Raw genomic sequence first — 22,203 nt, forward strand, 5'->3', positions numbered from 1 at the left:
CATACTTTAATATAGTAAGAAACTAAATAAAATAAGTAGATATAAGCAGTAAAAGTTTGATGAATGCGCTTTATTAGCCGTTTTTGTGTTTGTTAAGTTATCTAACATAAAATAGACTGTTGAAATAGAAAGAGAGAAATTTATAACATTGGAGGATAAATAACATGACGCAAATGGTAAGAAGTGAGTTGGCAAAAAAGGTTCTTATTCCTCTATTAGTCCTATCGCTGCTAGCAGCAATGGTTGGGGTGCTGACAAGAACGGACTTTGTTCGAGCTGAGGAAGCGCCGCAGCTTCCGAAATTTGATATTCCGGTTCTTTCATCCGAGCATAAGGCATCGAGCCTTCCTAATGTTATCGTTGTTGCAACTGGGGGTACGCTTGCTGGCAAAGCGAGAAATGATGATCCTACAAACTTTCAAAACTATGCGGCTGGCACTTATTTAATGGCAGATTTAGTAGCTCAGCTTCCTAAAAAAGATAAAATAGCCGATGTCTCCACCTTCCAATTTGGAAATAAGGGGTCAGGCGGCTACAGCATTAAAGAGCTTTACGATCTCTCGCTAGCTGTTGATGCTGCGCTTGAGATCTATGACAGTGCTGTCGTAACGACAGGTACCGATACGATGGAGGAAATTGCTTACTTCCTTGATCTGACGGTCCGCAGTGAGAAGCCGGTCGTCGTAACGGGCGCTATGAGACCTTGGGATGTAATCGGAACGGACGGTCCTGCCAATCTTTATCAAGCGATTAAAGTGGCTGGCAGCGGCAAAACAAAATGGTTTGGCACCGTTGTTATGCTGAACGATGTCATTTTTGCGGCACGTGAGGTTACAAAAACGAACGCACACCGCAACGACACATTTGATGCTCCAATGTTTGGCGCGCTTGGATATGTAGATGATCCTGCCGTTCGTATTTACCGGGCACCTGCGCGAGCGAGCAAAGCAGGCATGAAGAGCTGGGCATCGCCATTTGATCTTAAAACGATCTCCAAGGACAGCCTTCCAATCGTAGACATTATTTATGGCTACCAAGAGGCTGGCGGCGGAAGCATTCGCGGATTGGTGGAGGATGGCGCTAAAGGAATCGTAACGGCAGGCACAGGTGCAGGCGGTATTTCGTCTAAGCAAAGCGCGGCTCGGACGGCAGCCATTAAGGATAAAGGCGTAGTCTTCGTATCGACGACAAGAACGGGCTCAGGCTCTATTTATGACAGCGGCAGCGGCAATGTTATTGGCGGCGACAATCTGAATGCAGCCCATGCTCGCATGATGCTATTGCTTTCGCTCGCTTTTACAAATGATATTGGTACGATTAGAAGCTGGTTCACGACCTTCGGTACACAAGATGTTGAGATTTCGGTTGATGAGAACACCGTGCTGAAAACTTCTGTCGAGGAGCCGCTAGTTAATCCTGTCGTGACCGAGCCGGTTGTAACGGAGCCTGCTGCAACCCAGGCCCCCTCTCCTGAAGCTGAGCTTCCGACTGCTGCAGTAGAACCAACCATTGCACCGACAGTGCCTGCAGCAACAGCAACGCCTGAACCAGCAGCGGTCACGCAATAATTTAGGGGAGGAGTACGATTATGACCATAAGAAGCAATCCGAATACAGCGAAGAAAATATTTGTTCCTCTCCTCATAGCGGCGCTTCTCAGCATGATCCTGACCGGCTATGCCAGCTCGGTTCGTGCCGAGACGGCAGCACCGCAGCTGCCGACCTTTAACATTCCGGCTTTGTCTGAGGCGCATAAGGCGTCACCGCTGCCCAATGTCATCGTAGTGGCGACAGGCGGAACGCTTGCAGGCAAAGCAAGAGATAACGATCCAACCAACTTTCAGAATTACGCAGCAGGCACGTACCTAATGTCAGATCTAGTCGCGCAGCTGCCGGGAAAAGCTAAAATTGCGGACGTTTCGACGTTTCAATTCGGCAACAAAGGCTCAGGCGGCTACTCCATGAAGGAACTCTATGATCTCTCTCTTGCGGTAGATGCGGCGCTTGAAATTTATGATAGTGCTGTCGTGACGACAGGAACCGATACGATGGAGGAAATTGCTTATTTTCTTGATCTGACGGTTCAAAGCGAGAAGCCGGTAGTCGTTACCGGGGCGATGAGACCTTGGGATGTTATCGGTACCGATGGCCCGGCCAACCTTTATCAAGCGATTAAAGCAGCGGGCAGCGGCAAGACAAAATGGTACGGTACGGTCGTCATGCTAAATGATGTCATTCATGCGGCACGCGAGGTGACGAAATCCAATTCGCACCGGATGGATACGTTTGAAACGCCGATGTTTGGTGCGCTGGGCTTTGTCGATGATCCGGCTGTACGCATTTATCGTCTTAACGCAAGGGCGCTAAAGGCCGGTCAAGCCGACTGGGCAACGCCATTTAACTTGAAGCTTATCTCGAAGGATAATCTTCCGATCGTTGAGATCGCCTACAGCTATCAGGAAGCTGGCGGCGGAGCAATCCGTGCATTAGTAGAGGACGGCGCTAAGGGTATTGTTACGGCTGGTACGGGAGCGGCGGGCATTTCGTCGAAAATGAGCGCAGCGCGTACCGCGGCTATTCGCGATCACGGCGTCACATTTGTCTCGACAACTAGAACCGGCACGGGGACGATTACGGGCAGCGGCAACGGCATTATTGCTGGTGACAATTTGAATCCGCAGCATGCCCGTATTATGCTTATGCTGTCACTTGCTTTCTCCAGTGATTTCAATACGGTGAAAGGCTGGTTTGAGACGGCAGGCACGCAGGATATTACGGTAGATGTGCCAGAGACGACTCCTCCTCCCGTTGACGAGAACGGCGAATCGGGTGGATCAGGCGGCTCTGGCGGTCATGTGCCGAGCAAAGGCGAGGTAACGATTGGTGCCGGAAGCGCAGGCACGCTAGGTTTGGATGACAGCGTAACGGTATCCGTTCCGGCAGGAGCAACGAAGGAGCAAATGCTGCTTTCGATTGAAAAGCTGACAGGTACGGGCGGTATCGTTGAATCTACGAGCCAGCTGGCATCGCCGATTTTTGAAATACTCAAAAACATATCAGCTAACTTCTTAGTTCCGGTCACGCTAACCTTCAAATTTGATGCGACGCTTATCAAGGAGGGCAAGACGGCTTCTGTATTCTATTACGATGAAACGAAGGAGCAATGGATTGAGATGGGCGGATCTATAAGCGATAACCTCATTACTGTAAAATCCGATCATTTCACCAAGTTTGCCGTATTCGCCGTAGATAAGAAGGATGAACCGGCTTCCTTTACGGACATTTCCGGTCACTGGGCAGAAGCTGCCATTAAAGAAGCGGTTGCTGCCGGCATTGTGAAGGGCTATGTCGACGGCACGTTCAAACCGGGCAACACGGTAACGCGTGCAGAATTCTCTGTCATGCTGATGGGTGCATTGAAAGCGGAGGGTGAGGGTGCTGCGCTTGCCTTTACCGACAATGACAAAATCGCTGCATGGGCAAAGAATGCTGTTGCTCAAGCGGTGAAAGCAAAAGTCATTAGCGGCTATCCAGACGGTACGTTCCGTCCAAGCGCTAATATCCTCCGAATGGAAATGGTTTCGATGATCGCAAGCGGTGCCGGCTTGACGCTGGATCCTAATGCCTCAACGAGCTTTGCCGATAATGAGGATATTCCGGCATGGGCGAAGGGCGCTGTCAAAGTAGTCAGCGACAAAGGCATTATTCAAGGCCGGACGGGCAACATCTTCGCGCCAAAAGCTACCGCTACTAGAGCGGATGCGATCACCATCATAATGAACATGCTTAAAGCGAGTAAATAATAGAACGATAGGCGGTTCCGAGGGTCTTATTAGACCACTTGGAGCCGCCTTTTTTCTATTTTATCAGCTAGATTCCGGATTGGAGCAATAGCCGCGCCGTTTCAGTTGGATGTGAAATCGGGAAGTGATGTCCATAAGGAAGAAGCGCTGTAGGGATGGCAGCATAGGTTGTGGGAATTGAGTAAACACGTTCCTTTGTGCCCCAAAGCATACTTATTTGGCTGCTGTTCCAGTGCTCAGGCTGCAAACGGAAATGCTCGGCACATGTTAAGGCAGCTTGCGTATCCGCCAAGGTGGCTCTGACACGCGGAGAGCTAAGCTCATTCCGTGCAAAGCGGACATAGCTGTCTGGCATCTCGCTCGAATGGCCGAAGCAGCCGCGCGCTAAAAGCTCCTTTCGCAGCCTATCTTCCGTTACATGAGGCAGGAGCAGACGATTTGCTAATCTGCTCTTGTAACGCGCGTTAGCCGGATGGAGTACAGGCTGAAGCAGGCGTACGGCATGAATATGACCTATTGACAAACGCTCCGCTACTTTGGCTGCGAGCAGCGCGCCGTAGGAATGTCCGATCAAGGTGACAGGTTCTTTCTGCGAAGCAATAGCTTCCACGATCGCTTGGACATGCCCTTCTATTACGTTTGCGCCATGATGATAGGGCGATCGTCCGAAGCCGGGCAGGTCGGCAATCCAAACGGGACGGCCATGCAGCTCGGAGGCTAGCGGCAGCAAGCAGTCTGCGCCGCTAAAGGTGCCCGGCAGCATAAGAATAGGATGACCGCTGCCTGCTTTCTCTAGCGTTGCTAGTGAGCCGCGCCTGCTGCGCTCAAAGCCCGGATGAATCGATTGTCCGTGCGATAGGCGATAGTCTAGATCAGCTATGACATACGGCAAAGTCGATTGGTTCACGGATGCGTGAAGAGCATGCTTTTGCTGAATATGCCTAGTGGATTGGAGTGGGAATGCCTTACTCACGATAAAGCTGAGCGACTGCTCGGGAATGCCAAGCTTGCTGCCGAGGCGGGTGCCTAGCACTTTTCCTAGTAACGATAGCGAAATCGAGCCAATCGGCGCTGGAACGCGCAGCTCCTTATTAATCATCCGTATGAGCTGAGTCATATTTGGGCTTGCCGTTTGCGCATCAAGCAGGTAGTAGGTATCGCTTGCGGGATGCTGCTCGTTAACGAGCGCAGCGATGAATGCAGCGGTATGGTCGACGTGGACAAGCGGAAGCCAGTGCTTAGGTCCGCCGGGCGCTATGCCCATCAGCTTCCGTCTGGCTGAGCCGATGAGAATGCCAAGCCCGCCGGTTTGCTCGGTATTTCCTGTAACGGAATCGCCGATGATGACGCTCGGGTGAACGACGGACAGCGAATAGCCGCTTTGCCTAGCATGCTGCCGGATATAGAAATCGGCGGTAATTTTCATGCGCTCGTAAGGGGATTCATGCTCCAGCTGCTTCATAACGGCAGCTTGCTCGCTTACATTTTGATCCGTTACCGGGCTCTTGAAGCCAACGATATGAATGAAATGGCGGAGCTGTCCGTTTCTGTGCAAATGGTCCGCTAGGAGGGTTAGATGCTCGGCTGCATCTAGGAATACTCGCTTCGCTTCCTGTTCGCTCAGCAAAATATCCATAGGCCCGCCGGCATGAATAATAACGTCTGCGGTAAGCAGAAGCTCGCGGTCGCTTGGAGTGAGACCGAGTGCTGGCTGTGTCAAATCCCCGACAATCGCGGATAGGGAAGGGGAAATCTCCTCTCCGGCTTGCCCAAACAGCGCATTGAACCGAGCGGCTGAACGGACCAGCGCGGTAATACGGTGGCCTTCGGCTGTAAGCCGCCTCACCAATTGCGAACCGATAAATCCGGTCCCTCCAGTTATAAAGATATGTGCCATATAAACATCCTCCTTTTTATTTTCACACTAGTACTAATCGGTACTAATATACTCAAAAAAATTACTTTAGCATGGAAGCTAAAGCATGAAGCGAGTGCTGCAATAGAGTTGGATTCTGGTTCGTATGCTGTAAGAACAGCCCGCCCTCAATAGTTGATAGAATTAAGGCAGCCGTCTGCTGCGGCTCCAGCCTGCTGTTTATTTCTTTGCTAGCAATGCCTTGGACGATAAGCCTCTCCAAGACGAGCAGCTGCCTTCCAAAAAATTGGCTGATTTGCTCGCGAATCGCAGTGGCTTCCTTCGGTGTCTGTGTATACAGCGTCAGGAAGGGGCAGCCTCCGAGACAGTCGACGTCTTGCTCGATAAGCACATTCATCAGTCTCGTGAGCCGATCCATGACAGGCAGCTCCGTCTGGTCAGCAATGCGAGTAATAAGCTGCTCATACTGGCCGGTCATTCTCTCGATAATGGCAGACAGCAGCTCCTCCTTGCTTTTGAAATAATAATAAATGTTGGTTTTAGATACTTTGCTTTCGGCAACAATATCATCCATGCTGGTAACGAGGTAGCCTTTGCTCAAAAATAGGCTCGCAGCGGTTTGAAGGGCAATCTCGCGATTGGAAATTTTTGTTTTTGGCGTCATAATTAGCACTATACAGTACTAATAATAAGGATGTCAATGGGCGATAAAATAACAAATAAAAGGGTGCGATATTAATAGATGTGATTTCATAAATTGTTCTCAATAGTTGCCATAACCAAAAAATCGCCCCTCGACCATTGCTGGTTGAGGGGCGATTTTGCCTTGATGCTAGTACATGCCTTGAGCTTCTTCCCACCAGCCAATGGAGATGACGGCGGGGGTGGGGTGATTCATAGAGCTGGTCAGCGTGAAGAGAATCGCTTGGCCGGGACCGATGATCCAGTGGCCTGCTTTCTCGCTCGAGACGCTGGAGTAAGCCGGAATGACGCGCGTGGATACTGGAATTGCAGCGAGAGCGGTCGTGTCTAGGCTGCTGCCGAACTGGACTTGTCCGCGCGGCGCAGGCTTCGGATTGAGCGTCAAATTTGCAGTGGATACCTCATGCGACTGCTTGCCGTGCGTTGGCAGGCTGGAGCAGAAGCAAATTTGCGAGACGAGCTTATCGTCAGACAAATTGCTCAGCACATAAATATCCAGATAAAGATTAACGCCCGAATGGGGAGGGTTGATGAGCGCCCCCCAAGTTCGGTTCGAATCGGTTGGATTCAGTTGATCGGTCTCGCCCAAAAAATATTTCCCTTGCAGCGACTTATTAAGCGGATTCGTTAAATTGACCACACTGACTGGCCCATTGCCATACATCGCTTCACCATCCTTCGCAACATGCTTATACTCCACCATATGATTGGGATCGTGTAACATGCCTGCGAATCGAAGGGCTTCACTTATTTCGTTTTCACTGGTTCCTCAAACGTCATGCCGAGCGTGTCCACCGTTACTTTTTTCATCGAAATCGGAGTTACCGGTCTATCGTTCGCACCGACGGTCTGGTTCACGATTTCATCTACGGCTTCCATGCCTTCCGTTACTTTGCCGAAGGATGCGTAAAGATTGTCAAGCGAAGGCGCATCGGCCACCATGATGAAAAATTGCGAGCCGCCCGTATCCGGGTCGTTCGTGCGCGCCATCGAGAGTACGCCGCGCGTATGCATCAGCTTGTTCTCGAAGCCGTTGTCAGTGAACTCGCCAGGGATGCTGTAGTCAGGTCCGCCCATTCCCGTGCCATCAGGATCGCCGCCTTGAATCATAAAGCCTGGGATAACGCGGTGGAAAATAACGCCGTCATAAAAACCTTTTTTAATAAGAGATACAAAGTTGTTTACTGTATTTGGAGCAACCTCTGGATAAAGCTCAAGCTTAATGATTTTGTCATTGCTTAGTTGAATGGTTACAACAGGATGCTTGTCCGGGCCAAGCAGCGCTGGGCCGCCCTCTGCAGGAGCTTCGGTTGGGGGAGTTGTTGTGCTTGCATTGCCGCCGGAGCCGGTATTTTTGTCTCCGTCCGCAGCGCGGTTTGCTCCGCATCCGGAAGCTGCAACGAGCAGAATGAGCATAAGGAGCAGCGTGGTCCCAAGTCGTTTGTTCTTATAAAGCATTTCAATATCCTCCTTAGGTTGTGTGAATACAAAAAAATTCCGCAGACTCTTCTGCCTATTTTTCCGCATTCTCATACATGATTCAATCTGTATAATAACATATTGGTTGATTTAAATGCGAGGGAGTCGTCTATTGCGGGCAATGCAGCAGCCGAAATATTTACGGGGTTTACCGTTAGCTGCCTTAACTATCAGCCTAACAAAATAACTAAATGTCACATACGGGTATGAAAATTGCTCCGTAATATTGATTATTAGAGGGTTAAGACATGTCTCTATCTTATGTATCCAACTATATTATTTAATTTCTCAATATCCTTTGGTTGTATTTTCAATGTCGTTTGTGGCACCCCTGTACCTCCATAAACATAATCAAATCGATATAATTCTCTATCTATGAATGTTGAGATCCCCGGGTTTATTAACGATACACTTCCGACCGTACTTCCAGTCACTTGTTCTACCTCTTTGGGTTTCGCTAATTTGATCTCTTGAACTTGAAAAATCTCCTTCAAAGCAACAGGATCGATTCGTCCGTAATCACCAGAGATGACCAAAGCATAGTAGCCTTTATCTGTTTTCAATATTAGTGTTGGGGCAGTTTGACCAATATCAATACCAAAATAATTAGCACCTTCCTGTGCGGTGTTAATTGGTTTACTATGTTCGATGACTTCGTAATCAACATGCTGATTCTTTAGTAGTAATATTAATTTATCCATATTTGGTTCCGTCTCCTCTATTTAGAGATTTTCGCTGATCCACGTACAAATTCGTCAGAAACAATTTTTCACCTTTTTTTGTCATTTAAATAATCCAGCTAAACTGCCAATAGATTGAATTGGAGGGTTATTTGGCAAGCTTTTTTCTCTCAAAAAGAAAGACATCGAGGCTTAGGGATATACGGCAATCTCGCGAATATATATGAAACTATGAGCTCGATACTGCTTTATTTTGGACGAGCGGGCATCCAATATATTTTTGCAGGAAGGGTCTGAGCAATGGGAAGGCTATTCGCGGTCATCGGTTTTCTAATTATTGATTCATACTTTCATCTAATCCCGAAATTATTTTCGCTAGATACCATCACTTGGCTAGCGTATGCTTGCATACTCTTCATCCTTGTTCATCATGTAGCCAAGCTGACGGGATTAAGCGGAATGAGTGATTTAGGCGTAAAAGCTCATTATGGCTGGAAAAGAAACCTGCGGATCGGTTTTTTTATTGGCTTTGGCATTTGGGCAGTCATGTACTTGCTCTTGTGGGGCTATGGGGATTTTCAGGTCGTGGGCGTAAAGAAAGCACCGGAAGCTATTCTTTTATTCATCGAAATCCTTGGCGTTATGCTTCTTAGCTCGCTTATGAATAATCTTATTGTGAACGGCTATGTATTTGCTCATCTTAAAGGTAAAATACGGAATGCTAGTTTATTGCTCGTATCTGCAATTATTTTTGCGCTGGATGATGTGTGGTTAGTAGGCTTCAGTCCTTCAAATGCTCTATTCTCGTTAGTGCTTGGCCTATCTCTTGGTTATGTGCTTCTAAAAACGGGTTCGATTTGGATGAGTACAGGCATACATATGGGCCTCAGCGTAGTGTACAGCTTCGTTTACGGGGTTCCGGGGAGTGAAGCTGACAAGGGCTTGCTGATTACGACTGCTGGAGAGAACGCTTCGTTTGTGTTTGCGCATGCCCATACTTTTGCGGCTGGCGCAATGCTGCTAATTATTTTGATTATATATCCTTGGTTGAAGTTGAATTCGGCCCAAACATACATGTACTAAATACAGCAAAGGATTGACAGCAGATGAGAGATTTGACCTCTAAATATGCGGGCGGCGATGAAATTATAAAAGAAATGTACCAGCTGACGGATCAGCGAAAGCGACGATTAGGCTTGCGGTATGACCTGACGATTCCCTTCGCGAAGGTGATCGCTTTAAATCCAAGCATCGAGTTGCCCATTAAACGGTATGAGATCGGGAAGGTGTTCCGGGACGGCCCCGTTAAGCGCGGGAGGCTGAGGGAGTTTTTGCAATGCGATGTGGATGTTGTGGGGGTTAAAGGTCCAGAGGCTGAGGTGGAGCTGATGCAGATGGCCATCGACGTGTTCCGATCGCTTGCGATCAAGGTTCAGCTGAAGTGGAATAATAGACGGTTTCTTGGCGAAGTTATGGCTGCAATCGGCGTACCCGGTAGCGAATCGCTGTCGGTCATGCTGACACTCGATAAGCTCGCAAAGGTGGGTGAAGCCGGCGTGAAACTGGAGCTTTCCGAGAAAGGGCTCGCTAACGAGGTAACGGACGCCGTCATTGAGCTGATCGCCCTGCAAAACCCTTCGCTCGAGGAACTCATGGACAGATACGGCCTGCGTGGCAGCGCGGGGGCGCTGGAGGTGCTCGCGGTAACCGATATTTTGGGCAAGCTTGGCCTTGCGCAAGACTGCGTATTCGATCCATTTCTCTCGCGAGGGTTATCATTCTACACGGGAACGGTCTACGAAATATTTGAAACGTCAAATGGCTTCGCTTCGAGCTTGGGCGGTGGCGGCCGGTATGACGCTATTATCGGACAGCTTGTTGGAAGGGAGGATGCCGAATATAGCGCGGTTGGACTATCGTTTGGCATGGAGTCGTTTATGGCGCTGCTCGAAAATCGTATAGCGGAGACACTTCCGTAGTGCTCATACCCGTAGGCGTGACAGCTGCGGAGATGCTGCAAGCGGCAGCCGAGCTGCGTGCCAGCGGTATTCGAGTGAAGCTGGATACGAGCGGTCGCAAGCTGAAAAACATCCTCGCCTCAGTAGCAGGGAGCGGGATTCGATACGCGTTGCTGCTAGGTGAAACGGAATGGAAGGCGGGCTTGGTGCGCCTCAAGGATATGGATGAGCGGACCGAGCGGGAAGTAACTCTGGATGAAGCGATATATGTGTTAGAGAATATAAGCTGCCCCCTTGTATTCGCTAATTAATGATAAGACAGCGGCCATCTGGCACAGGACATCCTGCTCTAGATGGCCGCTGCTATTCGTAAGGATTGATCGTTTTTCCGTTAAAGGACAATAGGGTCAGAAAGGTTGCTTACCAAAAATTAGGACAATCAGACAGCTAAATCGTTATTGACAGCGCTTTCAAGCTAGAATATACTGGGAACAAGTTAATAATGTGATGGAGACATGGAGATTCACAACAATTGCTTATCCTAATTTGGGTTTGCTTTTGATGTGAATCTTTTTTTGGTCCTCACAAACAAATGGGAGGTCGTTATTAGGATGAAACATTTCTTCTCTAGGCCTGTCTCGATTATTGTCGCGCTTGTGGTAGTGCTTATCGGCAGTTTGATTGCAAGTAATGTGCAAACAAGCGGCGGCAAGGTGAATGTGTCGGACGTGAGGTTTGCGGGTGATGGGGGCAATATGCTTAGCGGCTTGCTCTACACACCGGTAGACATGGATCTGAAAACGACGCATCCCGCCGTGCTTACGATGCACGGATACATTAACTCTCGTGAAGTTCAAGACCCTTTCAACATTGAATTTGCGCGCAGAGGCTACGTGGTGCTTTCCATGGATATGGAGGGCCACGGCTATTCCGAGCAATCTCCGTTTGATCCTACCATGAGGGGATCGCTGGCTGGTCTGAGCTATCTTAGAAATTTGGCCTTCATCGATAAAGAGAAAATCGCCTTGGAAGGTCACTCAATGGGCGGTTGGTCGCTGCTGGCTGCAGCAACTGCGAAGCCGGAGTGGGTCCATACCCTCATCCAAGAAGGCTCTTCAACCGAGACATTCGGTTCCGGTGAAGTGACCGCGGAAACGCCATTCAATTACGCGATTGTGTTCAGCAAATACGACGAATTTGCTCCGCTCATGTGGGAAGTGCCGAAGGCATCCCAAATCGTGGGCACCGACAAGCTAAAGAAGGTGTTCGGCGTAACAGAAGCTGTAGTACCGGGCAAGCTGTATGGCTCCTTTGAAAATAAATCTGCACGCATGCTTTATATCCCAAATGTCATTCACCCCGCAGACCATTGGTCGACAGCGGCAGTGGGGAACGCTATCGACTTCCTTCAACAAGCGATGCCTGCTCCAAGTCCTGTTGATCACAACGATCAAACTTGGCGCATGAAGGAATATGGCACATTGCTCGCGTTAATCGGCGCATTTATGCTGATGTTCTCCGTAGCGGGAAATTTGCTGAGAACGAGCTATTTCCGCAAAATAACTCAGCCTTTGCCTGAGCCGCATGGCGTTCGTCCTGGAGCTGGCTGGGTGCTCGGCGCATTGGTCGCCACGGCAATACCAGCACTCACCTTCTTCAAATTCCAAGAATGGGGCAGTAAGTGGATGCCGGCAGGCAGCTTCTGGTCGCAATCGCTTACGAATGGCTTCATTATCTGGATTCTCTTCAACGCGGCGATCACCGTCGTCTTGTTTGGGCTATGGCATAGATTCATGAATCAAAAGCTGGGAGTTTCATTACGGCATTACGGCGTGTCGGGTCATGCTGGCTCCTTCGGAATAGATATCGGAGCCACGGGCAGAGCACTGGCGCTTGCGATTCTCTCTGTAGGAAGCGTGTATGTAACGACTGCTATGACAGGCGCGTTGTTCCACATTGATTTTAGGATATGGGTTATGGGGCTGAAGGTGATGAGCGTAGACCAGCTGTTCCTGATGCTGAAATATGCTCTGCCGTTTCTCGTATTCTTCCTTGTTAATGGGCTGCTTCTGCATGGCCAATTCAGGCTGCGTGAGAGCAGCACGGAAACGAAAACAGCGTGGAAATGGTTTCTTTCTAACGCGATGATCAATACCGTCGGCATCATTGTCCTCATTCTCATCCAATACGTCACGATGTTCACTACGGAAGAAATTTTCTGGAAATCACAAGCGCTGCTTGGCATTGTAGCCTTTCAGTTCGTTCCGGTAAACATCGTCATGGCGCTGGTATCAACATACTTCTTCCGCAAAACCGGTACGATCTATGCTGGCGCATTCGCCAATACACTCTTAATCACTTGGTATATTGTCGCAGGGCAAGCCATTCAATTCGCCGGTCAGCCAGCTTCGAACACGACAGCGATTGTCATATTCGCTCTATCAGCCCTTATCGTGGCAGCTGTGTTGTTTCGGAGAAGCAGCAAATCCGTAAGCAAAGAAAAGAATGCTTCTGCTTAACAAACGCCGTGTCCCTTTTGCTTCCCAATACGAACTATGCTAAATAAGAGGCAGTCTCTAAAGGTCCTAGACCTATAGGGGCTGCCTCTTGTGCGCTTGGCAGCGCAATCGACTAAGGAGTGAAAGTCTCCAGTACACCGCGAGGTGGCGGAAGTACATAGCTGACACATAGTGCGTAGTCCGTGAGGATAGGTGCGGAGGATGTGAAGGCAAATCCCGGAACAGGCGGCATAACCAAGATGGCTGACGGAGCCGGATAACCCTGCAAGAGAAGGGGAAGTCCAATACCACCACGGGTTCCGGAAGTTAAGAGGACTGGGTTCGGGAGAAAGTCGGTTGACGTGACCCAAGGAGATCTCATCGTTTCCGCTAAAAGCGGTAACTTAACCCAAGATCGTGAGGATCAAGGCGAGGCTATGAATGGTGAGAAGTCAGACGTAGGGATAGTAGTGAGTAAGTCTGCCAGAAAGGCCGCAAAGGCAGATGAATCGGCATGAGGTTGCCGATGCGAGTCCTAATCCAAAAGGAGGATACTCGTGCGAAGCCCGAAACCGTGGAAGAAGAGAGAACGAGTAAGGCCATGTGCCAGACAGGAGCCGGTGAGCCAAGAAGCGCGTAGACCCGGGGAATGAACATAAGGAGAAGCCGTCTGGGGCGAGTACCGACAGGGAAGTGGAGATTGCTGAAAGGCTACAAGCCATGGAACTGCAAGGGAAGGAGAACGAGCATGGAAGAACAAGGAACGAAGAATCTCTCTCGTAAAGAAGTGAAGAAGCAAGAAGAACGCAAATGGTATAGTCTCATCGACAAGATATGGGCTAAGTCAAACCTGGAGGAAGCCTTCAAGGAGGTTAAGCGGAACCGAGGCGCAGCAGGGATCGACCGAATGACCATCAAAGCATTTGAGTCGCAGTTGGAACGCCATCTAGAAGTGGTTCAACAGACACTGAGGAACAAAACCTATCGGCCCAAGCCAGTTAGGCGAGTGTACATCCCAAAAGCAGATGGAACGCAAAGACCGTTAGGCATTCCTACCGTAGGCGATCGAGTTGTACAAGCTGCTGCGCGGCGCATACTGGAACCTATCTTTGAAGCCAAATTCATGGACTGCAGTTTCGGATTCCGGCCGGAAAGAGGCGCGCAAATGGCGTTACAGAAAATCCGTCAGGATCTAGAAGACGGATATCGGTATGTCATTGACGCGGACTTGAAAGCATACTTCGACACCATCCCGCATGAAAGGCTCATCGGGATGGTGAAGGAAACGGTAGTGGATGGAAGTGTCTTATCGCTGCTGGAGAAATTCCTGAAAGCAGGAATCATGGAAGGCGGGAGCATTCACGCAAATGAACAGGGAACGCCGCAAGGAGGAGTCATCAGTCCTTTACTCGCCAACATCTATCTTCATCCACTGGACAAGCTCATGACCGAGCGAGGCCACCGTCTGACACGATATGCAGATGACTTCGTCATTTGTTGCAGGACGCAGAAAGGCGCGGAGCGTGTACTGAGGTCTGTCATCAAGCTGCTGGAGAAAGAAATGGGGCTGAAAGTACATCCTGAGAAAACGAAAATCGCCAACAGCAAGAGGGAGTCATTTGTGTTTTTGGGTCATGAGTTTAAACCAGGAAAACGAATGACGCCATCGGACAAAGCCATGGCGAAATTCAAAGAGCGGGTGAAGGAGATCACAAGACGGAATCAGACCGTCAATGTACAAGAACTGGTGAAGAAGGTACTCAACCCTTATCTTAGAGGATGGGCAAACTACTTCGGAACAGGAGACGTACAAGGTCGATTCCGAGAATTGGATGCTTGGATCAGGAGACGACTCCGAGCGGTTCAACTGCGTAGCTGGAAGAAGATAAGAAAGCTCCATCGAGAAATGCGGAGAAGAGGATGGGACAACAAGGAAATGCCGGGGCTACGCATGACAGCGTGGAGAAGTTCGCATTCTACCTATGCCCAATATGCGATGCCAAATAAGTGGTTTGGAGAAATCGGTCTATGTAGTCTTCTTGCAATTTACAAAGAACTTCATTCCCAGAGGGGATAATCACTGGAGGAGCCGGATGCGATGACCCGCACGTCCGGATCTGTGAGAGGCCTATGCGCATGCGCATGCGCATAGGCCTACTCGATTGTATGATCAGGTCAACATAGGCAAAAAAAACACAACGCCCCCTAAAGCTACACACTCACCCACGGGAAGGCTGTAGTGATACATTTGTTTGGAAGCGCTTACTAAATGGATTGTTTTTTTAAAAGCTCGAAAAAGGAAAGGGGAGAATTCCTATCATGAGCAAGAAGCATTCGCTATGGATAAAGGCGACTTGTATCTAAGATAGGTTAAATTGTGTTGTGTTAGGGGACGAAACCTATTGCGCTGTCAGCTGTACCCGATTAACAAAAAATTAACAAATACCGCATGTAGTTTTCATTTCCATAAATATACTATTGATCTGCAATAAGGGAACTGCGAAAACTAGAACAATGGACCTATTCAATGAAGTGGAGGTCCCTATTTTGTAAAATCATGGTGTTTAATATTTAGTTGTTTATACCTATATACCAATATTATTCAATAATACATAATTATACTTGCTACATATTCAAAATAATATATTTTCTAGGAGGAATTTTATTTTATGGTAATCAGTGTTAAAAAAACCGCAGTGAAAGTCGCACTATCAGCTGTTGCAATCTCTATGCTCATTAGTCCTTTGACTACCTTTGCTGAATCTAGCGAAAAAACTGCTACAGCCAACGTATTGGGACAGAATTCCAGTCATGAGCATTCCCCGAAAATTCCGCTAAACTTCAAATCTGTTAATTCACCAAGCAATGTTCAAAAGCAAAAATCTCTAACCGTGGATGAAGTTCTTAATAATCCGTTATATAAGGATTTGACTTTTGACGAAGAAGATGTGAAATTATTTAAAGAGATTGAAAAATTCAAGAAAGAGAATCCCGAATTGGCAACTTCTGAAATATCACAACAATTTGATCAAAAATTGAGTGACCAACAACAAAATTCCTTTAGTGCTCTTTCTTGGTATGACCCATATATTGCTCAATGGAAAGTGCTGACTAACGCTGAGAAGGTATTAGTCATTACAAGTCCTGGGCAGGCGTTGCTTGTAAATTATTGTAGAGACAAAGCTGTCAACTACGAAGAATCCAGTATTTATAATAACCAACATGGGAACGGCACTCAAAGGGATGCATTCCGCCACGCAATATGGAATGCATTGATGGTTAAGTATATTAACAAATTGTCAGCATATACGTGGGCTACCGCTCACGAGGCAAAAGATGACCCGAGTTACTATGACCAATATTTTGACGGTTTTACTGGAAGACAACATAAAGTTATGGATCTTCATAACAATGAAAAAGGGAGGGATAGCTGGAACTTCTGGACTGATAGTATCCTATGGACATCAGATAAAACCTTACAAGATCGGGTTACAGCGAAAATCCAAGCTGGAGAGATGATTGTTCTAAGATGATAATATAAATTTAATATTTTCTTATATAAGAGGTAAAGGGAATCTTTCCCTTTCCTCTTTTTACTTAATTAAGTTTCGTAGCATATCGTCCACATGGGAGGACATGAACCGATGAGAACAACGGTATTTAGTATATGTATTTGCTTGCTTTTCACGCTTTGCGCTTGTAGTGCATTTAGTAACAATCCTATGCCTACTTCTACGGCTTTTGTTGAAAATACTGATATTAAGATTCCAGTTAAAGTTTTTACATACCATTGGGGAGGGAAATACGAGTACGGCGATTCATCAGCAATAGAAATGAAAATCGAACCTACGATCATACCCCCTAATTCAAAAATTATATTTTCGTTTAACCGTAAGCCAAAAAAAATGGGCAATATCCATGAAGTTCTCAATGAAAAAGATGTAAATGTATTAGACAATACAAAAAATGAAATTCTAGTTCCGTATACCAACGGAATTCACACCTATAGCTACAATGCTCAATGGTCAGAAGGTGGGGTTGTTTTTGTTTTCAAAGTGGAAGTGAAATGATTGCCATGGAGACCCCTCTCCAGATAACGGAATGATCAAGATCGTGTTACAGCAAAACTCTTGAGTTAAATACTATTTCAACAGAAACAGACAAGAACGTTCAATAAATCATTTCTTTATTGATGATTACAATACGCGGAAGCAAACCACCTTGGGCATTAGAAGCAATCTTTCAGTCCTTGTCTAATGAGATAGAATTGCGACCGTTTCCTGAAGCTGTTGAATCTACAAGTGAATCACAAGTGCTAGACATAGAAGGATTAAAGAAGGCTTTACAAGCTGAATTTCAAATAATGGCACAACAGGCAGCACATGAAGCAGTTCAGCAGGTAGCAGCTGCTACCGTTCAAGCGTTGCCAGATCCAGCACAGCAACGGAATGAACGCATGAATGAGCATATGGCGGGAAAGCGAATTGAAAGGCAGCTGAAGCGTGAGGCGTTAGATCTCTGGGAGAAGAAGCCGGTAGCTGAAAGAATGAAGAAGGTTGGACTGTTCAAGAAAGAAGAAGATAGGACCCGGTCGCAGCTCTTACATTGCCAATACCTTGACCCCATTAGACCTCCCCAATGGTTGCGTTTCCGCCTGGTAATGTGCCGCTCCCTCCTCTCAGAGTTAGCAAGGTCGTCCACTCCTGACCGCACACCGTCACCGTTAGTCACACTCAAGCGTGGGCATGGTTCCGGCTTGTTAGGAGTCTGCGTTAGGATTGTATTGTTTGCGGCGGTCGAGGATGATTGGAGATAGATATGTCGGCATAATCAGACTAGACTACGCGCCACATATAGACCATATTTTCGCTACTTGGTGATTTAGACCAGGGGTATTATGACAATTTGATTCTTGGGACATATAAAATCTAAAAAGCTGCAGAGCCACGCGTCATTTTTTATGAGAATGTTCCGCAGTTTTATCAATCGACAACTTACAATGACCTGCAGCAGCTGCTTTCGCATGATTTTCCATATCAGGTCGGTCCGATCCGATTAGAGAGTCATTCGTTCGGTAGTATAGCACGGCGAGATCGGTCATATGCGGTATATTTTAGGGACAAGGAAGACACTACTATTATAAAGCAATTGTTATTAAAGAGGTTCGGGATGAAGCGAATAATCGGACTGATTATACAAACATTCAGTCAGCACAAGGCATGAATATGACGCTTTACCTTGATAATGCCAACTATCAAGCCATTTATGGAATTATGCGAAATCGGATGCAAACGTACACCGCTACCCTGCGTGCAAAAAGCGCATTTTTAATCGGGAATACAGCAACAGCGTATGATGTAAAGCAAATTAATGGCTCTACATGGTTATTCTTAGGGTATTCCAGCGCATCGCTTGCCTACACCAATCCAGAGTTTATCTGGTTACGTCCAAATGAAATTACATTGGGGCCAATAGTTACTCTGCAATAGAAAAAAAGAGCAGCTCGCCTAAGCGAGCTGCTCTCTTTTTGGATTATGCACCCGAAATAGGGACAGAAACTTTTGTAAAACTAACCGTATCCACCTTCCATACTTTATCGACATATACGAGATTAATTTGTCTTGTAACAGAATGGATTTCGTAAGCATCATGCCCAATTTCTAATGATTGCGAAAGTCTTGCTGTTGTCTGACTTGTATAATTAACGGACGTTAGAGGAGCATGAAATGAATAGTCATTTCCCAATCCTTTATTTTGAATAATTGCATTGATGAGACGATTCGTAAAATATGGCTTGTAATGAGTCCGAATTTGCTTGATGGCAGATACATTTGTTGCTTCATTTAATTTATCGGATAACTGTTTCAAACGGGCAGCCGTCGCTTTTTGAGAGGAAGAAGGCTGAGTTCGTTCGATATTTACGACAATTTGTTTCCCATTCAACGAAATCGTTGCTTGTTGACCGTAGGGGTTCCAGTCTACATCTGCTCCGAGCGTTTGGCTGACAAACCGCAGGGGAACAAAAGTAGTGTTTTGGATTAGCTCGGCCGGGACGTCCAGCTCAATTTGAGACTGATTCACAAGCACTTTTTTGGAGTTGACGGTGAGCAGCAGCTCGGTTTCGTCTTTCTTGATTTTGATTGTTTTGCTCTTCTGGTTCCACTCCACCGCAGCGTCCAAATTTTGAGAAAAGTCGCGTAAAGGAATAAGCACCCGACTGTTTTTCAGTTGGCCGTTGTTAATCTCTACAGGCCGACTATCTGCAAAGCTGGGAGCTGAAAGAGCAGGGACGGCAATTAAGGCAGACGCTAATACCGTCAAAGTTAATTTTTTAAACATGATATCCTCCTATAAAAAAAAGATAAATCAATCTCTTCTATTAAAGGATAGACGTATTTGTTATATAAAAGTTACAGTTAGTTAAAGTTACCACATCTCTAAATGGGGCTTAACTTCCACCTGTTGAGCGTTCTTCTATGAGAGGCTTCTCGTATCTTTAGGCGTGCGTAGCCACTCTAAGCAGCTTCTGGATATGCTTTTCGATTTGCTCAGGCGTATCCTTCGACCCGAAGCGCTTCAATACTTTTCCGTTCTGATCGACTAGAAATTTCGTGAAGTTCCACTTGATCGATTTGGAGCCGAGGAAGCCGCGAGCTTCGTTGGTGAGGTGTTGGAAAAGCGGGTGAGCGGTGCTGCCGTTCACATCGATTTTCGCGTACAGCGGAAAGGACACGCCGAAGTTGATTTCGCATGCCTCTGCTACTTGGCTGTCATCGCTTAGCTCTTGATTAGCGAACTGGGAGGAAGGAAAACCTAGAACGGCGAAGCCTTGCTTGCTATACGTATCATGAAGCTTTTGAAGACCTTTGAACTGTGTTGCGAAGCCGCACTTGGTCGCTGTATTCACGATTAGCATTACTTTCCCTTTGTAGGGAGCAAGAGTCTGTGGTTCGCCTTTGATCGTATTCACTTCAATATTGTATATGGACATAGGGGATAACCTCCAATAACCGATTTGTATTTTACATAATTTAATTGTAAGCAATTTATATACGGCTGTCAATTTAATTTAAAAGATGTCAAAACAAAAAGAAGCTGCCCTTAATGGTTACAGGGCAACCTCAAGTTTTTAATATACCACGTTTGTGGCTCCAGCCAGACGAAGCAGAGATTCGGCCTCTGCCTCGGAATCCGTTTCGAGAATGAACAAGTAACGTCCGAGTTCAACCGCGTCACCGCATTCCTTAGCATGCTTCTCAGGAATTCCGATATCCTGCAGCACATCATTTGTACCGGGGCGATCATCAAGATCGTTAATGACTGGAACAAAGCCGGCAGGACTGCCGCTGCTTGCTCCAACCGATCCGGCTGTGTAGCCGCCAGCAGCGAGCGGAATCGCTCCAAGCGGGGGTACAACCCTATCTGCAAGCGGCTCCCTTGCCTCAAGAATTTCATAGACTTCTTCAACAGGGACATCTGATTGAGCAGCCAGTATCGGAGCAGACTCCTTATTTTTTACGACAATTCGCAGGTTGTAATCATTCGTCTGAGCCGTTTGAAACATTTTGATCGCTTCCAAAATGCCTTTTTCTTTTTTGAAAATGCCGATGGTCACCGTCATGGTGAGTCCTCCTCTCGCATTTTAGCTAATATGAGGTTACAACTACTTATACCCTTCCCTCACAGCTTTGAAACGAGATTCAGCGGCAGACGAACCGTGACACTTCACTAATTTCATTGATTTCATCCGCTGTTAGCTTGAAGCGCATCGCCTTTACGTTCTGCTCGGCGTGATGGATTTTGGATGCGCCTGGAATAGCGAATACCGTCTCGCCGTGAGCATGGATCAGCCAATTGAGCGCTACTTGCGTTGCGGTAGCTTCGTAACGGCCAGCCATTTGCTCCAATGAGTCAATGAGCGGCTTCGCACGGCTTAGCCCTTCCTTGCGGAATGCAGGGCTCCATCTGCGAGGACCGCTTATTGATTTGACCAGCTCGGGATCTTGATGAAACTTTCCGCTTAATATGCCTTGCTCAAGCGGAGAGTAGGCGATGATAGCGGTGCCCAGCTCCCTCGCTGTTTCCAGAATGCCGTTCTGTTCGATCCGGCGGTCCAACAGGCTGTATTTCACTTGGTTGGATGCAAGCCGCAGGCCATGCTCCCGCAGGACACGGTCAGCCTCGCGCATTTGCTTGGCGGAGAAATTGCTTACGCCTACATGCTGAATTTTCCCCGCCGCCGCCAGCTTCGCCATCTCCTTCATCTCGCTGCTTACCGAAGAGAGGGAGAAGGGCTGATGCACCTGATACAAGTTGATTGTTCGGCCTTCCAGCTGTTTTATTCGCTCATCAATGGTGCTTCCTATACTGCTCGCAGTGCGCATCAACGGCCACCATTTGGTCGCGATAAATACAGGGTTTGAAGCAGGAATCGTTTCCCTCAAAGCGCGAGCAAGCAGCTGCTCGGATTGACCGTTGCCGTAAATCTCGGCTGTGTCGAACCAGTTCATGCCGCCCTCGCAGCTGGTTTTGACGATATCATTAATCATGGCACCCTGCAGAACAGGCCAAAATTTTCCGATGAGGCCTTTGCCGTTGCTGAACTGCCAGCAGCCAAGGCCAAGTGGAGATAATTGCAGGTTCGTAGGGCCAAAAGGCCGGAGCACGGATTTCATCATTGCGTATTGCCTCCTAAACAAGTAATGGAGTTGCAGCACATTTGATCTTACTCTTTGGCTCCGCTTTGCTGCATTCTGTGTAGGAATTGGTGCATAAGCTCCAGCATCGCGGCTCCTTCTTCCGGCGTTCCATCGAGCTTGCAGGCGAGCTGATAAGGGAAGTCGAGCGCTTGCTCTTTCAAAGCTCTTCCTTGCTCGGTGAGCTCAACCAATACGCTGCGTTCATCGTTGCGATCACGCGTCCGGGTAATATGTCCGGCTGCCTCCAGCTTCTTGAGGAGTGGGGTCAAGGTGCCTGAATCAAGATAGAGCTTGTTGCCAAGCGCAGTTACGGTCACGTGATCCTGCTCCCATAGAGCCAGCATCGTAACATATTGCGTATAAGTCAGGTCTATTTTTTCCAGCATCGGCCGATATAGCTTCGTTATTTCTCTGGAACAAGCATAAAAGGCGAAGCAGATTTGATTGTCGAGCTTTAACATTTCGTTGGAATCCATGTTGTTTTCCTCCATAGGAAGGCGAATTTTTAA

Annotated in this window: 21 protein-coding genes and 1 pseudogene; 12 read left to right on the forward strand and 10 right to left on the reverse strand. The window is 47.5% G+C overall.

Annotation, left to right across the window (positions count from 1 at the left end; all coding sequences use genetic code 11):
• Positions 1-164: 164 nt before the first annotated feature.
• Positions 165-1,568, forward strand: a complete 1,404-nt coding sequence (locus AC2TDN_RS12590; RefSeq protein ID WP_482068380.1) for an asparaginase — start codon at positions 165-167, stop codon at positions 1,566-1,568.
• 20 nt (positions 1,569-1,588) lie between these two features.
• Positions 1,589-3,802, forward strand: coding sequence for an asparaginase domain-containing protein (locus tag AC2TDN_RS12595; RefSeq protein ID WP_484688221.1), 2,214 nt, complete (start codon positions 1,589-1,591; stop codon positions 3,800-3,802).
• 67 nt (positions 3,803-3,869) lie between these two features.
• Here the strand turns inward: AC2TDN_RS12595 and AC2TDN_RS12600 are convergent, their stop codons facing one another.
• From AC2TDN_RS12600 to AC2TDN_RS12620, 5 genes are all read right to left on the reverse strand, one after another.
• On the reverse strand, positions 3,870-5,699 hold the full coding sequence (locus tag AC2TDN_RS12600; RefSeq protein ID WP_484688222.1) for an alpha/beta fold hydrolase: 1,830 nt from the start codon (positions 5,697-5,699) through the stop codon (positions 3,870-3,872).
• A gap of 61 nt (positions 5,700-5,760) precedes the next feature.
• Positions 5,761-6,342: a TetR/AcrR family transcriptional regulator gene (locus tag AC2TDN_RS12605; RefSeq protein WP_482068383.1), complete on the reverse strand. Its 582-nt coding sequence runs from the start codon at positions 6,340-6,342 to the stop codon at positions 5,761-5,763.
• Positions 6,343-6,510: 168 nt separating this feature from the next.
• Positions 6,511-7,083: a DUF6143 family protein gene (locus tag AC2TDN_RS12610; protein ID WP_484688223.1), complete on the reverse strand. Its 573-nt coding sequence runs from the start codon at positions 7,081-7,083 to the stop codon at positions 6,511-6,513.
• 44 nt (positions 7,084-7,127) lie between these two features.
• On the reverse strand, positions 7,128-7,838 hold the full coding sequence (locus tag AC2TDN_RS12615) for a peptidylprolyl isomerase (RefSeq protein ID WP_484688224.1): 711 nt from the start codon (positions 7,836-7,838) through the stop codon (positions 7,128-7,130).
• A 275-nt stretch (positions 7,839-8,113) separates the two neighbouring features.
• Complete coding sequence (locus AC2TDN_RS12620) at positions 8,114-8,560, reverse strand: aminoacyl-tRNA deacylase (RefSeq protein WP_482068386.1); 447 nt, start codon at positions 8,558-8,560, stop codon at positions 8,114-8,116.
• Between the two features lie 279 nt (positions 8,561-8,839).
• Between AC2TDN_RS12620 and AC2TDN_RS12625 the strand changes: the two genes are divergently transcribed.
• The 10 genes and pseudogenes from AC2TDN_RS12625 to AC2TDN_RS12670 all read left to right on the forward strand — a co-directional run bounded on the left by AC2TDN_RS12625 (position 8,840) and on the right by AC2TDN_RS12670 (position 18,484).
• On the forward strand, positions 8,840-9,622 hold the full coding sequence (locus AC2TDN_RS12625; RefSeq protein WP_482068387.1) for a CPBP family intramembrane glutamic endopeptidase: 783 nt from the start codon (positions 8,840-8,842) through the stop codon (positions 9,620-9,622).
• A 23-nt stretch (positions 9,623-9,645) separates the two neighbouring features.
• On the forward strand, positions 9,646-10,518 hold the full coding sequence (locus AC2TDN_RS12630; protein ID WP_484688225.1) for an ATP phosphoribosyltransferase regulatory subunit: 873 nt from the start codon (positions 9,646-9,648) through the stop codon (positions 10,516-10,518).
• The gene (locus AC2TDN_RS12635; RefSeq protein WP_484688226.1) at positions 10,518-10,808 is read left to right on the forward strand and encodes a His/Gly/Thr/Pro-type tRNA ligase C-terminal domain-containing protein; all 291 of its coding nucleotides are present in this window, start codon (positions 10,518-10,520) and stop codon (positions 10,806-10,808) included. Before AC2TDN_RS12630 ends, AC2TDN_RS12635 begins: the two co-directional genes overlap by 1 nt.
• A gap of 300 nt (positions 10,809-11,108) precedes the next feature.
• On the forward strand, positions 11,109-13,016 hold the full coding sequence (locus tag AC2TDN_RS12640) for an alpha/beta hydrolase family protein (protein ID WP_484688227.1): 1,908 nt from the start codon (positions 11,109-11,111) through the stop codon (positions 13,014-13,016).
• 727 nt (positions 13,017-13,743) lie between these two features.
• The gene (gene ltrA / locus AC2TDN_RS12645) at positions 13,744-15,072 is read left to right on the forward strand and encodes a group II intron reverse transcriptase/maturase (RefSeq protein WP_484688228.1); all 1,329 of its coding nucleotides are present in this window, start codon (positions 13,744-13,746) and stop codon (positions 15,070-15,072) included.
• Positions 15,073-15,664: 592 nt separating this feature from the next.
• A complete protein-coding gene (locus tag AC2TDN_RS12650; protein ID WP_484688229.1) occupies positions 15,665-16,528 on the forward strand; it encodes a DUF6973 domain-containing protein in 864 nt (287 codons plus the stop codon).
• Positions 16,529-16,639: 111 nt separating this feature from the next.
• Complete coding sequence (locus AC2TDN_RS12655; protein ID WP_484688230.1) at positions 16,640-17,065, forward strand: hypothetical protein; 426 nt, start codon at positions 16,640-16,642, stop codon at positions 17,063-17,065.
• 179 nt (positions 17,066-17,244) lie between these two features.
• Entirely contained in the window at positions 17,245-17,811 is a 567-nt protein-coding gene (locus AC2TDN_RS12660) for a hypothetical protein (RefSeq protein WP_484688231.1), read from the forward strand.
• A 131-nt stretch (positions 17,812-17,942) separates the two neighbouring features.
• Positions 17,943-18,218, forward strand: a pseudogene (locus AC2TDN_RS12665) (hypothetical protein); the annotation flags it as partial.
• On the forward strand, positions 18,215-18,484 hold the full coding sequence (locus AC2TDN_RS12670; protein WP_484688232.1) for a hypothetical protein: 270 nt from the start codon (positions 18,215-18,217) through the stop codon (positions 18,482-18,484). The pseudogene AC2TDN_RS12665 and the gene AC2TDN_RS12670, both read left to right, overlap by 4 nt.
• Positions 18,485-18,527: 43 nt before the next feature.
• Here AC2TDN_RS12670 and AC2TDN_RS12675 read toward each other — a convergent pair whose 3' ends face one another.
• The 5 genes from AC2TDN_RS12675 to AC2TDN_RS12695 all read right to left on the reverse strand — a co-directional run bounded on the left by AC2TDN_RS12675 (position 18,528) and on the right by AC2TDN_RS12695 (position 22,170).
• A complete protein-coding gene (locus AC2TDN_RS12675) occupies positions 18,528-19,334 on the reverse strand; it encodes a copper amine oxidase N-terminal domain-containing protein (protein WP_484688233.1) in 807 nt (268 codons plus the stop codon).
• A gap of 157 nt (positions 19,335-19,491) precedes the next feature.
• Complete coding sequence (locus AC2TDN_RS12680; RefSeq protein WP_482068390.1) at positions 19,492-19,986, reverse strand: glutathione peroxidase; 495 nt, start codon at positions 19,984-19,986, stop codon at positions 19,492-19,494.
• 138 nt (positions 19,987-20,124) lie between these two features.
• A complete protein-coding gene (locus tag AC2TDN_RS12685) occupies positions 20,125-20,616 on the reverse strand; it encodes a hypothetical protein (protein ID WP_482068391.1) in 492 nt (163 codons plus the stop codon).
• Positions 20,617-20,695: 79 nt separating this feature from the next.
• A complete protein-coding gene (locus AC2TDN_RS12690) occupies positions 20,696-21,670 on the reverse strand; it encodes an aldo/keto reductase (RefSeq protein WP_484688333.1) in 975 nt (324 codons plus the stop codon).
• 50 nt (positions 21,671-21,720) lie between these two features.
• A complete protein-coding gene (locus AC2TDN_RS12695) occupies positions 21,721-22,170 on the reverse strand; it encodes a MarR family winged helix-turn-helix transcriptional regulator (RefSeq protein WP_482068392.1) in 450 nt (149 codons plus the stop codon).
• Positions 22,171-22,203: the final 33 nt, after the last annotated feature.

Source organism: Paenibacillus sp. Y660 (assembly GCF_057221575.1).